The 14,389-nt window shown below is 67.8% G+C and carries 9 protein-coding genes; 6 read left to right on the forward strand and 3 right to left on the reverse strand.

What is annotated here, in order from left to right:
* Nucleotides 1-17 precede the first annotated feature (17 nt).
* Entirely contained in the window at nt 18-722 is a 705-nt protein-coding gene (locus ACFXC1_RS47845; RefSeq protein ID WP_019073098.1) for an SDR family oxidoreductase, read from the forward strand.
* Nucleotides 723-830: 108 nt separating this feature from the next.
* Here ACFXC1_RS47845 and ACFXC1_RS47850 read toward each other — a convergent pair whose 3' ends face one another.
* Nucleotides 831-1,526: a glycoside hydrolase family 75 protein gene (locus ACFXC1_RS47850; RefSeq protein ID WP_381255786.1), complete on the reverse strand. Its 696-nt coding sequence runs from the start codon at nt 1,524-1,526 to the stop codon at nt 831-833.
* A 190-nt stretch (nt 1,527-1,716) separates the two neighbouring features.
* The gene (locus ACFXC1_RS47855; protein WP_381255789.1) at nt 1,717-2,553 is read right to left on the reverse strand and encodes an aldo/keto reductase; all 837 of its coding nucleotides are present in this window, start codon (nt 2,551-2,553) and stop codon (nt 1,717-1,719) included.
* 596 nt (nt 2,554-3,149) lie between these two features.
* On the opposite strand from ACFXC1_RS47855, the gene ACFXC1_RS47860 reads away from it, so the two are divergent.
* Genes ACFXC1_RS47860 through ACFXC1_RS47880 form a run of 5 tightly spaced genes read left to right on the forward strand, consistent with a single transcriptional unit; the run spans nt 3,150 to nt 11,779 of the window.
* Nucleotides 3,150-4,325 (forward strand): glycoside hydrolase family 88/105 protein, encoded by a 1,176-nt coding sequence (locus ACFXC1_RS47860; protein ID WP_381255792.1) that lies wholly within the window; start codon nt 3,150-3,152, stop codon nt 4,323-4,325.
* Between the two features lie 4 nt (nt 4,326-4,329).
* The gene (locus tag ACFXC1_RS47865) at nt 4,330-5,118 is read left to right on the forward strand and encodes a Tat pathway signal sequence domain protein (protein WP_381255795.1); all 789 of its coding nucleotides are present in this window, start codon (nt 4,330-4,332) and stop codon (nt 5,116-5,118) included.
* 48 nt (nt 5,119-5,166) lie between these two features.
* Nucleotides 5,167-8,382, forward strand: a complete 3,216-nt coding sequence (locus ACFXC1_RS47870) for a glycosyl hydrolase family 28 protein (protein ID WP_381255798.1) — start codon at nt 5,167-5,169, stop codon at nt 8,380-8,382.
* The gene (locus ACFXC1_RS47875) at nt 8,379-9,749 is read left to right on the forward strand and encodes a glycoside hydrolase family 27 protein (protein WP_381255801.1); all 1,371 of its coding nucleotides are present in this window, start codon (nt 8,379-8,381) and stop codon (nt 9,747-9,749) included. Before ACFXC1_RS47870 ends, ACFXC1_RS47875 begins: the two co-directional genes overlap by 4 nt.
* Nucleotides 9,746-11,779 carry a PQQ-dependent sugar dehydrogenase gene (locus ACFXC1_RS47880; protein ID WP_381255804.1) on the forward strand — a complete coding sequence of 678 codons (2,034 nt, stop codon included), beginning with the start codon at nt 9,746-9,748 and terminating at the stop codon, nt 11,777-11,779. Before ACFXC1_RS47875 ends, ACFXC1_RS47880 begins: the two co-directional genes overlap by 4 nt.
* A 12-nt stretch (nt 11,780-11,791) precedes the next feature.
* Here ACFXC1_RS47880 and ACFXC1_RS47885 read toward each other — a convergent pair whose 3' ends face one another.
* Complete coding sequence (locus tag ACFXC1_RS47885) at nt 11,792-13,618, reverse strand: AMP-dependent synthetase/ligase (protein WP_381255806.1); 1,827 nt, start codon at nt 13,616-13,618, stop codon at nt 11,792-11,794.
* Nucleotides 13,619-14,389: the final 771 nt, after the last annotated feature.

Genomic DNA, 14,389 nt, shown 5'->3' on the forward strand with positions numbered 1-14,389 from the left:
GGGGGGACCACAGCACCATGAACGACAACTCTCACGTCGCACTCATAACCGGCGGCGGCAGCGGGATCGGCGCGGCCGTCGCGAGACAACTCCTCAGTGCCGGCGGCCGGGTGGCCGTCACCGGCCGCAGCGAGCAGCGGCTGCACGCCTTCGCCGGTCAACTGGGACATCCCGCGGGCCTGTTGACGATCCCCGGCAGCGCCTCCGAGTACGACCAGGTGCAGGCCGCCGTCGAGACGACGCTCAAACAGTTCGGGCGGCTCGACGCGGTCGTCGCCAACGCCGGTGTCGCCACGCACGATTCGGTCGCGGAGGGCGACCCGGCCGGCTGGACCGAGATGGTGCTGACCAACGTCCTCGGTCCCGCCCTCCTGATCCGGGCGTCCGTCGACGCGCTGAAGCAGACACACGGACGGATCGTGCTGATCGGCAGCGTCGCCGGGTTCGTGCACACGCCCGGCAACATCTACGGCGCCACCAAGTGGGCGATGACCGGTCTCGCCGAGAACACCCGGCGCGAGGTCACGGAGTTCGGCATCGGCGTGACGCTGATCGCCCCGGGCCGGGTGGAGACCCCGTTCTGGGACGGCAACGGCAGCCCGCCCCCCGGCCGGCTGCTCACCGCCGACCACATCGCCGACACGATCCTGTGGGCGATCCGCCAGCCCGCCGGCGTCGACATCAACACCGTCGTCGTACGGCCGATCGGACAGCCCAACTGACGTAGCCGCCCCAACTCGCCCGAGGGAAAGGCCCGTTGCCGCGACCGGCCGATCGCGACAACGGGCCTTGCGACAACAGGCCTCGTGGCAACGGGCCTCACCCGCAGGCTAGTTGTTCTGCAGGAACGTCTTCGCCAGCTGGTTGCCCAAGGTGACCGCCGCGCTGTGGCTCTCGATGGGGGAGACCGTCGAGTTCTTGAACAGGATGTACGTCACGCCGGAGTCGGCGCCGCCGGTCGCCGGGTCGGGGTCGATGCCGAGGGCCTTGGCGGTGGCGTAGGAGGCCTCGCCGATGATGTTGGTGGGGCCGGTGTCGCCGACGACGGCGTACTCGACCTTGTTGTTGTAGATCACGGCGACCACGCCGCCGCCCTTGATGCCGTAGCTGGAGTACTTCCAAATGCTGCTGGAGCTGGGCACCACGATGTACGGGAGTGAATCCGCCTTCAGGGGCTTGCCGTTGGACTGGTGGAACGCGGTGTCGTTCTGGTACCAGGGGTCGGCGTTCTCGTTGCAGTTCGTGGTGCGCTGACCGTCGCAGTCGATGTCCATGTCGGCCTTCCAGAACACGGCGCCGTTCTTGCCGCAGACCGGGATGGTGGCCGAGGTCTCGTCGTCGGTGCGGTACTTGCCGTTCGATATCTGCGAGCAGGACGTCACCTTGGAGAGCAGGTCGGCCGCGCTGACCGTGCCCTCCTGGGCGGACTTCGGGGTGGCGCCGGAGGAGGCGCTCGCGGGGAGCACTCCGGCGGCGAGCAGGGCGGCGCCTGAGGCCGCGGCGAGGGTCAGTGTTCGGATGCGCACTGTGGGGGACCCTTCTGTTAGGAAAGTTTCCTTACCGGGTGCGCAACAAGGTGGCCCATAGGCATGCCCGCGTCAAGACCCTGGTACGAACCGAGTGGCGCGAAGCTCCGGACCAGGCGACGAGAAGCGCCCCGGAGCCGGACTCCGGGGCGCTTCGTACTGCTTGCGGGTCAGGCCAAGTGCCTTGGTGTCAGGCCGCGTTGAACGTCGACGGGTCGGGACCCAGGCGCCGGTCCTCGTTGAGCGCGCTGATCGCCGCGAGGTCCTCGGTGTCCAGGCTGAAGTCGAAGACCTCGATGTTCTCCTTGATCCGCGACGGCGTCACGGACTTGGGGATCACCACGTTGCCGAGCTGGATGTGCCAGCGCAGCACGATCTGGGCCGGGGTGCGGCCGTGCTTCTGCGCGATGGCGACGATCGCCGGGACCTCCAGCAGACCGCGGCCCGAGCCGAGCGGCGACCAGGCCTCGGTCGCGATGCCCTGCTCCGCGTGGTACTCGCGCCCGGCCCGCTGCTGGAGCTGCGGGTGCAGCTCGATCTGGTCGACCGCCGGGATGACCGAGGTCTGCTCGATCAGCCGCTCCAGGTGGTCGGGTTCGAAGTTGGAGACGCCGATGGCGCGCACCCGGCCGTCGGCGTGCAGCTTCTCGAACGCCTTGTAGCTGTCGACGTACTTGTCCCGGGCCGGCGTCGGCCAGTGGATCAGATACAGATCCAGGTACTCCAGGCCGAGCTTGGCCAGCGACACGTCGAAGGCGCGCAGGGTGGCGTCGTACCCCTGGTCGGTGTTCCAGAGCTTGGTGGTGACGAAGAGTTCCTCGCGGGGGATGCCGGCGGAGGCGATGGCCTTGCCGGTGCCCTCTTCGTTGCCGTAGATCGCAGCCGTGTCGATGCTGCGGTACCCGGCCTCCAGTGCCGTGACCACCGCCCGCTCCGCCTCGTCGTCCGGCACCTGCCAGACGCCGAAGCCCAGCTGGGGCATCTCGACACCGTTGTTGAGGATGATCGGGGGGACCTTGCTGCTCACGAGCTCTCGATCCTTCAGTCGTCGGGTGGGTACTCTCCATCGTCAACGATCACGGGCCGTGGTGCATTCCTGACGGCGAAATCCGTCCGGACCGAGCGGTCGTCCAGTGCCGGCGGCTCAAGATTGGCGAGAAATGCATCCGACCTTATTCGGTCCGGACCATTGACCGCAGACCGTCGTGCCGCGACGCTGAAGCACGCCACCGGACGTGTCCGTGAACGTGGTGCGTCCATGTGAACAACCCTGTGAACACCAGCACCTGTCTGTGCTTCAGGACCCTCCCTCTCCAGGAGAGCAGGTATGCGCGCATGAGCAGGACACTGCCCGGGATCCTCCACACGGAACATCGTATGCAGGAAACATCGGATGAAAAGGTGTGGTGAAGGCCTCGTCCGCCACGGCCGCACGGCGCATCGTCCGGTGAGGGCGGCCGGGCGTTTCCGCGCCCGACCAAACTGATCAGTCGGTCAAGAGCGATGGCGGCCGAGGCGACGGCCCCACGCACTCCGCTCATGCACTCCGCCCGAGCGCGCCGAAGCCGTCGGGCCCGCCCGCCCCGACGCCACCCGAACCGACCCCACTCGAAAGGGAGGAACATGAGACGCCGACGACTGCGAGCGGCCCTGACCGCGGCAGCCCTCGCCACCGTCACCCTGACCGGAGCGGTCCCGCCGCTCGAAACGACGGTGGCGGCGAGCCGTCCGGCCGCCGCGCCCGACTGGTCCGTGGCCGTGGTCGACTCCACGACGGCCCGTTACACGCCGAGCACGATCGGCGGCTGGTCCTACCCGGTCGGCCTCTACCTCTACGGCCAGTACCTCACGTACAGACGCACGCACGACGCCCGCTACCTGGCCTACATCAAGAGCTACGTCGACCGTTTCGTGAAGAGCGACGGCTCGATCGGTCAGTCCTTCAACAGCCTCGACAGCATGCAGGCCGGCCGCCTCCTGGTGATCCTGCACCACGAGACCGGCCAGGACCGCTACCGCAAGGCCGCCCAGAAGATCCGCGACCGCCTCGACACCTATCCGCGCACGAGCGACGGCGGCTTCTGGCACGCCGACAGCAGCAGCCGCGCCCATCAACTCTGGGCGGACGGCGTCTACATGGTGAACCCGTTCCTCGTCGAGTACGGCAAGGAGTTCGGCGACAGCGCCTACACGAACGACGAGGCGTCCAAGCAGCTCTACGTCTACGGCAGTCATCTCCAGGTCGCGAACGGCCTGTTGAAGCACGCCTACGACGAGTCGCGCACCGCGAGCTGGGCCGACCCCGGCACCGGACTCGCTCCGGAACACTGGTGCCGTGCGGTCGGCTGGTACGCGATGGCCGTCACGAACGTCCTCGACGCACTCCCCGCCGACCATCCGCGGCGGCCCCAACTCCTCGCCATCTTCCGCCGGTTGGCGGCCGGGCTGGAGAAGTACCAGGACCCGGCGACCGGCCGCTGGTTCCAGGTCATGGACAAGGGTGCCCGCAGCGACGACTGGACCGAGACGTCCTGCTCCAGCATGTTCACCTACGCCCTCTCGCGCGGTGCCCAACAGGGCTATCTCGACCGGCACTTCGCCGACGTCGCCCGGCGCGGCTACGAGGGCGTCCTCGCGCGCCTCTCGGTCGGCACCGACGGCCGCACCGAACTCTCGGACATCTCCGTCGGCACCAACGTCGGCGACTACGCGTACTACGTCGCCCGTACCCGGGCCGTGAACGACTTCCACGGGCTGGGCGCCTTTCTGATCATGAACGAACAACTGCGAGGTGATTAGTGTCATGAGCGCGTCCAGAAGGGCGGTTCTCGGAAGCGCCCTCGGCGGAGTCGCCGGCGCGGCGGTCGGCCTGTCCGCCGCCACCCCCGCACACGCCGCCTCCTGGCAGCAGAAGTGGGCGCCGACCGCGAGCGGCGACGGCCTCGGCGCCTTCGAGACCGTCGAGGACGACCGCGCCGACTCGCACCCGGCCGGGCACCCGCACATCTACGCCACCGGGAACAACTGGCGTTTCAACATGCATACGGTCGACCGCGACACGTCGACCGACCGGCAGCGCCAGGAGGTCACCGGTCTGCGCACCGGCACCAGCAGCTACCTCAGGTGGACCCAGGGGCAGACCTGGCGGATCACGTATGCGATGTACATCCCCAGCTCCCTGAAGGCGACCACGACCTTCACGCACATCATGCAGATGAAGCAGCCCGGCAACGGCACCTCGCCGATCGTCGTCCAGTCCCTGCGGCGCGTGAACGGCGTGCAGACCATCGAGCTGAACCTTCCCGTCGCCGGTGTCCTGGTCGGCCGTACCGACCTCGATCCGCTGCACGACCGCTGGACCGACGTCGACTTCCAGATCAAGGTCGGCAACGGCACGGCCGGTTCGGTGCGCTGGATCCTCAAGTCCGGCTCCACGACCGTGATCGACGAGTCGAGGACCGGCGTCGACACCTTCCTCGCCGACCGGGTCCGCCCCAAGTGGGGCATCTACCGCTCCCTCGGCGACACCTCCGGGTCCCTGCAGGACACCTACCTCCTGCTCACCGGTCTCCGCGGCTACCAACTCGTGTGAGGAGCACGCTCCATGGAACCCCCCACCAGATCCCGTATGAAACCACCGATGTACAAACGGAGTTGGGCGGCGAGCGTGTTCTTCGCGTTCGCCGTCGTCCTCGGCCTCGCCCACCCCTCGGCCCTCGCAGCGGCACCTTCCGCGACACCGAGTCGTTCCGCCGCCGTCTACGACGTCCGCGACTACGGCGCCAAGGGCGACGGCTCCGCCAACGACACCCCCGCCGTCAACAAGGCCATCACGGCGGCCAATTCGGCCGGCGGCGGCACGGTCCGGTTCCCCGCCGGCACCTACAAGTCCAAGAACACCATCCACATGAAGAGCAACGTGACGCTCCAGGTCGACACCGGCGCCACGATCCAGGGCTCGTCCGCCGACACCTACGACGCCCCCGAGGCCAACCCGAACGACCAGTACCAGGACTACGGGCACAGCCACTTCCACAACGCGATGATCTACGGCGACCGGCTCACGAACATCGGCTTCGTCGGTGGCGGGGTCATCGACGGGCTCGGCAACCTGATCACCGGCAACCCCAAGTCCGGCGAGGCCGACAAGATCCTGTCGCTGACACGCTGCGACGGACTCCGGATCGGCGACGGCCTCACCCTGCGCCGGGGCGGCCACTTCGCCGCGCTCATCAACGGCTGCACGAACGTCACCTCGGACCGGCTGACCATCGACACCGCGAGCGACCGCGACGGCTGGAACATCATCTCCACGACGAACGTCACCGTCACCAACGCCAGCATCAAGGCGAACGACGACGCCCTCGTCTTCAAGAGCGACTACGCGCTCGGCGCCAAACTCCCCAACGGCCATGTGCGGGTGAGCGATTCGTATCTGTCGGCCAAGTGCTGCAACGCGCTCATGTTCGGCTCCGAGACCTGCGGCGACTTCACGGACTACCAGTTCCAGAAGATCCGGATCGAGGGCGCCGACAAGTCCGGCCTCGGCATGGTCTCCATGGACGGCGCGAAGATCTCGGACGTCCACTACCGCGACATCACCATGACCGGAGTCCACTCACCGATCATGGAGAAGATCGGCACCCGAAAGCGCTGCGGCAACAGTCCGGGCGTCGGTTCGATCAGCAATGTCACCTACGACAACATCACCGCCACCGGCAACAACCCCTCCTTCAGCCCGACGCTGTGGGGCGAGACCGGCCACCGCATCAGCGGGATCACCTTCACGAACGTCGACATCACCGTCCCCGGCGGCAACGGCACCATGTCCACCGGCGTACCGAGCAACGACCCCAAGGACTACAACCCCAAGGCCATCGGCACCCGGCCGGCCTACGGCTGGTATCTGCACAACGCCGACAACGTCCAATTCACCGACAGCTCGGTCAAGTTCGCGGCGAACGACGGCCGGCCCGCGGTCGTCGCCAACGCGGCGAGCGGCATCCGGTTCACGGGCTTCTCCGCGCAGCGCGGCTCCAACTCGCCGTACGACATGGGCTTCCAGGACGTCGACGGCTACTGCGTGAGCGGTGGCGGCGCGCCACGGGTGTCGAGCACGGGGTCGACGGAGAACTGCGGCACCACGGCCGCCCGGCCCCTCGACCTGGAGAACCCCCGCCAGGACTTCCTCCGCGGCTCCGTCGGCGGCCTCTTCCTGCACTGGGGCCTGCGCACCGCGCCCGCCCACACCAGTTGCACCGCCTGGGAGAACGACGTCACGAGCGGCGGCTGGACCCCCGACTACTGGGTGAACGAGGCCCGGAAACTGCATACGCAATACCTCGTACTGGCGACCTTCCACAGCCGCCTCGGATACGCCCGCCCCTGGCCGTCGAAGATCCCCGGATCCTGCTCCACCAAGCGGGACTTCCTCGGCGAGCTGATCACCGCCGCGAAGGCCAAGGGCATGAAGGTCGTCCTCTACATGACCGACGACCCCCAGTGGCACGCCGACGGAGGCCACGAGTGGCTCGACTCGGCCGCCTACTCCGCCTACAAGGGCCAGAGCGTCGACCTGACCACCCGCGACGGCTTCGGGCAGTTCAGCTACGACAACTTCTTCGAGGTCATGGACCGCTATCCCGACCTCGGCGGTTTCTGGATCGACAACGACAACGCGTACTGGGAGAGCCACGACCTCTACCAGCAGATCTACCAGAAGCGCCCCAACTACACGCTCAGCAACAACAACGAAGACACGCCAATCATGGACATGATCAGTAATGAGCAGAAGACCGGAATGTCGCCCGCATACGACTACCCGCAGGCTGTATACACCGCACAACCCCGCCTGACGGAAGCCGACTTCAAGCTCCCGTCGACCGGCGCCTGGTGGTACGACGGCTCCGACCCGTCCGTCGACCGGATGCTCACCCTCGGCCGCCTCGTCACCAACACGGGCTCCTCGGTGAAGGCGCTGATGGCGGAAACCGCCCAGGTCAACGGCAAGTTCCCGGCCAATCAGGCCGCCTTCAACAACTTCGCGAACTCCTACCTCGACCCGATCTGGGAATCCCTGCACGGCACCGAGGGCGGCGGCTACATGTACGGCGGCCTCAAACCCGGCTTCTGGAACGACGGCGCCCACGGCGTCACCACGATCAGCCGGACCGACCCCGACCTCCAGTACATCCACGTCCTGACCCCGCCCAGCACCAGCACCCTGCGCGTCCGCGACAACGGCTACCGCATCGCCTCCGTCACCAACCTCCGTACCGGGGCGGCGATTTCGTGGTCCCAGTCCGGCGGAGTGCTCACCCTCAGCGGGCTCGGCGGCTGGGACCCCTACGACACCGTCTTCAAGGTCACGACCGCCGGCCGCCAGGGCATCCTGTCCGGCGTCACCGTGAGCGCGAGCGCATCGGCGAGCGGGCACACGGGATCGGCCGCGGGGGACGGGAGTTACCTCACCTACTGGGACAACGGCAAGACCCTGCCGGTCAACCTCACCTTCGACCTGGGCAGTTCGAAGAAGGTGCAGTACATCGGGCTCAACCAGCGCGAGGACTCCGTGGCCTACGCCCGGTCCGACACCGAGCAGTCGGCACGGATCAAGGCGTACAAGGTGTTCCTCAGCAACGACGGCACCAACTGGGGGAGCGCGGTCAAGACCGGAGAGCTGCCAAGTCGGCGCGGAATCCAGGGCATCGACCTCACCGCGGCCAACGCCCGCTACGTCCGCCTCGAAGTCGACTCCACCTGGGCCGCGTCGACCGACACCACCCGCTACAAGCGGCTGCGGATCGACGAGGCCTGGATCGGCACGTCCTACGCGACCCCCGGGGGATCGTCATGACACACATCGGACCCAGACCGTTCGTGGCGGCGCTCGCCGGACTGCTGGCCGCCTCCGCGCTTCCCCTCCTGAGCGGCCCGACCTCGGCCGCGGCCTCCGACAACGGCCAGTCCACCCGGCCGGCCATGGGCTGGAGCAGCTGGAGCTACGTCCGCCGCACCCCCACCGAGGCGAAGATCAAGGCCCAGGCCGACGCCCTGGTGGCGAGCGGCCTCGACAACCACGGCTTCGTCTACGTCAACCTCGACGACTTCTGGCAGAAGTGCGACACGAACGGCTTCACCGTCGACTCCTACGGCCGCTGGGCCGTCGACCCGGCCAAGTTCCCTTCCGGGATCAAGGCGTTGGCGGACTACATCCACTCCAAGGGACTGAAGTTCGGCTTCTACGTCACCCCGGGCATCGCCAAGAACGCGGTCACCGCGAACACCCCGATCGAGGGCACGACCTACCACGCGAAGGACATCGCGGACACGACCAGGACCGAGAAGAACTACAACTGCAAGAACATGTACTACATCGACTACGGGAAGCCCGGCGCGCAGGAGTTCGTGAACTCGTGGGCCAAGCAGTTCGCCTCCTGGGGAGTCGACTACCTGAAGATCGACGGCGTGGGCAGCGCCGACATCCCCGACGTCCAGGCCTGGGACAAGGCCCTGCGCGCGACTGGCCGTCCCATCAACTTCGCGCTCTCCAACAACCTTCCGATCGCCGACGCCGCCACCTGGCGTTCGCTGGCGAACAGTTGGCGCACCCAGGGCGACGTCGAGTGCTACTGCGGACCCGGCGCCAACGGCAGCGGCTATCCGCTCACCGACTGGTCGCACGTCTCCGCGCGCTTCAACACCGCCGCGTCCTGGCAGCCGTACGCCGGACCGGGCGGCTGGAACGACCTGGACTCCCTGGAGGTCGGCAACGGCGACCAGGTTGGTCTGACGGCCGACCAGCGGCGCTCGCACTTCACCCTGTGGGCGATGGCGGGCTCGCCCCTGCTGCTCGGCACCGACCTCACCCACCTCGACACCGTCGACAAGGCGATGCTGACCAACGACCGCCTCATCGGCGTCGACCAGGACGGCGTCGCCGCGAAACGCGTGGTGAACAGCGGCGTCAAACAGGTCTGGAGCAAGCGCGAGAGCGACGGCGCCTACGTGGTCGCGCTGTTCAACACCGGAACGTCCGGCAGCGCGACGGTCTCCGTGAACTGGTCGCAGGTCGGCTTCACCGGCTCCGGTGACGTCACCGACCTCTGGTCCGGCTCCCACAAGGGCACGATCGCTGACTCGTACAGCGCGACGCTACGACCGGGCGAGACCCGCCTGATCCGGGTGAACCCGGTCGACGGCGGACTGAGGGGACAGTCATGAAACGCGACAGAATCCTGGCGTGGGGCCTCTCCCTGGCCCTCGCCGTGCCGCTCGCGGGTCTCACCGGAGCGACCGCGCACGCGGCGGGCACCGACTACCAGGCCGAGGACGCCACCGTCGTCCAGGGCACCGTGGCCACCAACCACACCGGCTACACGGGCACCGGCTTCGTCGACTACACCAACGTGACCGGTTCCTATGTGGAGTTCACGGTGAGCGCCACCGCGACCGGCACCGCGCCGGTCGTCCTGCGCTACGCCAACGGCACCACGGTCGACCGCCCGTTGGACATCTCCGTCAACGGTACGGTCGTCGCGTCCGCCGTCTCCTTCCCGGCCACCGCCGACTGGAACACCTGGGCGACGAAGACGGTGAACGTCCCGCTGACGGCCGGCACCGACAAAATCAGGGCGACCGCGACCACCGCGAACGGCGGCCCCAACCTCGACCGGATCAGCGTCGGCACCGCGACCGACGCACAGGCCCCGACCCGCCCCGGCCAGCCGAGTTGCCCGGACATCGGCGAGGACGGCCTCACCCTGGCCTGGGGCGCCTCGACCGACAACGTGGGCGTCACGGCGTACGACCTCTACGAGCACGGCAACAAGATCGGTGAGGCGCCCGGGAGTTCGACCAGCAAGGCCCTCACCGGGCTCGCCCCGAACACCACCTACGACCTCACCGTCATCGCCCGGGACGCGGCCGGCAACACCTCGCCCGCCAGCCCGGTCGTCGACTGCACGACGAAACCCAGCTCCGACACCACCCCGCCCACCGCGCCCGGTACTTTGTCGACCGCCGACATCACATCGAATACGGTCGGCCTCGCCTGGGGCGCGTCCACCGACGACCGATCGGTTGTTGCATACGACATCCGCAGCGGGGACACCGTCTACAAGACGGTCACCACCGGCACCTCGACCACCCTCACCGGCCTCGCCTGCGACAGCCCGTACACGCTGAACGTCGTCGCGCGGGACGCGGCCGGCAACCTCTCCGCGCCGAGCAACACCGTCACCTTCACCACCAAGGCCTGCGCGGGCGACGGCGGTGTACCCTCGTCCATCGCGACGCTCTCCACCGGCTGGACCATCCCGTGGGGCACGTACTGGATGCCCGACGGCCAGAGCGCCCTCGTCACCGAGCGGGACGACTTCCGGGTCTGGAAGACGACCAAGGACGGCACCCGGACCCAGGTCGGCACGGTGCCGAACGTGGTCACCACCAACGGCGAGGGCGGCCTCCTCGGCGTCGCCGTCGACCCGAAGTGGGCCACCAACCACTACGTCTACTTCATGCACACCGCGTCCGAGGGCAACCGCGTCGTCCGCATGACGTACAACGGCACCACCCTCACCGACTACACCGTCCTCCTCCAGGGCATCAAGAAGAACCGCTACCACAACGGCGGCCGCCTCGCCTTCGGCCCCGACGGCTACCTCTACGTCTCCACCGGCGAGGCCCAGACCCCCGACCTCGCCCAGGACAAGACCTCCCTCAACGGCAAGATCCTGCGCATGACGACGGACGGAAAAGCGGCCCCCGGCAACCCGTTCGGCAACTACGTCTACTCCTACGGCCACCGCAACCCGCAGGGCCTCGCCTTCGACCGCAACGGCCGCCTGTGGGAAGCCGAGTTCGGCAACAGCTCCAAGGACGAACTCAACCTCATCAAGCCGGGCGCGAACTACGGCTGGCCCACCTGCGAAGGGACGTGCAGCGTCGCCGGCATGACCAATCCCAAGGCCACGTGGAACGTCAACGAGGCCTCCCCCAGCGGGATTGCGATCGTCCGCAACGTCGTCTACATGGCGTCCCTGCGCGGCGAACGCCTGTGGCGCATCCCGATCAACGGCGACACCGAGAACGTCGGCACCCCGACCGCGTACTACGTCGGAACCTACGGCCGCCTGCGCACGGTCACCAAGGTCCCCGGCGCCGACCAGCTGTGGCTGTCGACCACCAACTGCGACAACAACGGCAACCAGCCGGCCGGCTCCGACAAGCTCTTCCGCGTCAACATCGGCTAGGGGAAAGGGAGTTCAGGCCCGGTACAGCGCCTCGACCTCGTTGGCGTAGGTGCTCTCGATGGCCTTGCGCTTCAGCTTCAGGGACGGGGTCAGCAGACCGTGTTCCTCGGTGAAGGGCTGGGCCAGTATCCGGAAGGTGCGGATCGACTCGGCCTGCGAGACCAGGGTGTTGGCGGCCACCACGGCGCGCCGCACCTCGGTTTCCAGGTCGGCGTCCCGCACCAGCTGGGCCGGAGTCATCGGCGGTTTGCCGCGCATGGTGAGCCAGTGCTCGACGGCCTCGTGGTCGAGGGTGACGAGCGCGGCGATGTAGGGGCGGTCGTTGCCGACGACGATGCACTGCGAGACCAGCGGATGGTCCCGCACCCGCTCCTCCAGGAGACCCGGCGCGACACTCTTGCCGCCGGAGGTCACCAGGATCTCCTTCTTGCGCCCGGTGATGGTGAGATAGCCGTCCTCGTCGAGGGAACCGAGGTCGCCGGTGGCGAGCCAGCCGTCGTGCAGGGTCTCGTCGGTGGCCTTCTGGTTGTTGAGGTAGCCCTGGAACACGTTGGGGCCGTTCAGCCAGATCTCGCCGTCGTCCGCGATGTGCACGGTCACACCCGGGATCGCCCGGCCGACCGTGCCGTAGCGGGTGCGCTCGGGCGGGTTTGCGGTCGCGGCAGCCGTCGACTCGGTGAGGCCGTAGCCCTCGTAGATCTGCACGCCCGCCCCGGCGAAGAAGAGCCCGAGCCGCCGGTCCATGGCCGACCCGCCGGACATGGCGTTGCGGATCCGGCCGCCCATGGCGGCCCGCACCTTGGAGTAGACGAGTTTGTCGAACAGCTGGTGCTGCATCCGCAGCCCGGCGGACGGACCGGGGCCGATGCCCCAGGCCTTCTCCTCGACCGCGTCCGCGTACTTCACCGCGACCTCGACGGCCTTCTCGAACGGCCCGGACTTGCCGTCCTTCTCGGCCTTGCGGCGGGCCGCGTTGAAGACCTTCTCGAAGATGTACGGCACGGCGAGGATGAACGTCGGCTTGAACGCGACCAGGTCGGGCAGCAGAACGGCCGCGTTGAGCTGCGGCTGGTGCCCGAAGCGCACCCCGCCGCGGATCGCCGCGACCTCCACCATCCGACCGAAGACGTGCGCAAGCGGCAGGAACAGCAGGGTCGCCGCCTCGTCGCCCTTCTTCGAGTGGAAGACCGACTCCCAGGTGTCGATGACCGTGTCCGCCTCGTACATGAAGTTGCCGTGCGAGATGACACAGCCCTTGGGGCGGCCCGTGGTGCCCGAGGTGTAGATGATCGTCGCGGCCGAGTCCGGGGTGACGGCCTGGCGGTGCCGGTGCACCACCTCGTCCTCGATGTGCGCGCCGGCGTCGTAGAGCTCCTGCACGGCGCCCGTGTCGAGCTGCCAGAGCTGGTGCAGCGCGGGGAGGCGGTCGATGACGGTGGCGATGGTCATCGCGTGGTCCTCGTGCTCGACCATGGCCGCGGAGACCTGCGCGTCGTGCAGCATCCAGAAGCACTGCTCGGCCGACGAGGTGGGGTAGACGGGGACGACCTGGGCGCCGATCGTCCACAGCGCGTAGTCGAACAGGGTCCACTCGTAGCGGGTGCGGGACATGATCGCGACCCGGTCGCCGAAGCGCACTCCCCGGGCGAGCAGGCCCTTGGCGAGGGCGAGGACCTCGTCGCGGAACTCGGCGGCGGTCACGTCCCGCCACCGGTCCTGTTCGTCCTTGCGGCCGAGGGACACGTGGAGGGGGTCTTCCTGGGCACGCTCGAACACGACGTCGGCCAGACCGCCCACCGGCGGCGCCAACGCCAACGGAGGGTTGGTGAACTCGCGCAAACCCCGCTCCCCGCTCTCGTCGACGCTCCCCACAGCGCGGTGAAAGCTACCCCACCGGGCGGAAGGGCGGGAGGGGGGCGGAATCAGAGCAGTCCTCACGTCCGCACAGGTCAGCGCCGGAAAATGCGCTCACAAGGGGAAGGGTCGGACAGAAATCCTTACGGTTCCGTAGGTTTCGGCCCCGTAATCTCCACTGAATCTGTACGACCCGGTCACCCCCGCCGTCCCGCCCGCGCGACGTCACCCGGACGACGCAGTCTCCTCCTCGCTCAGCGCCCGCGCGGCCGATTCCGTCACTCCGCCCCGCTCCGCGCGACCGGCCACGCACGACGAGATCGCCCACGCGTCCGCCACCGCCGGGCCGTCCAACATCGGGTCAAACAGCTGACGTACCGGACCCTTCCGCTCAACTCGCGCGCGACTCGCGCTCCCTCAAAGTAAGTTCAAGATAAATCATGCTCAACACCAAGCGCTCGGAGGCGCTAATCACAGTATTCGGCGATCGAATGTGGCTCGTCCAAAGCGATGCCGCAGGGATTTCCGAAAAGATCTTTTCCGGTGCCGGAAAAAATCACTGGAAGTCCTCAGGGCGAGACCCCTGAAGGGAATATCGAATTGAAGACCAAAAACGCTCACCGCAGGTCTCTGGGACGGCACAGGAAGGTGGTGGGCGCCTTAGCCTCGATCGTTCATGAGTCCTCGTCGGTTTACTGACGGGGACTCTGTGTTTGTGTGGTGCGGTCTTTTCGGGCTGGGGCAGGCCGAGGGTCC

It is taken from the genome of Streptomyces hokutonensis (assembly GCF_042751305.1).
Taxonomy (GTDB): domain Bacteria; phylum Actinomycetota; class Actinomycetes; order Streptomycetales; family Streptomycetaceae; genus Streptomyces; species Streptomyces hokutonensis_A.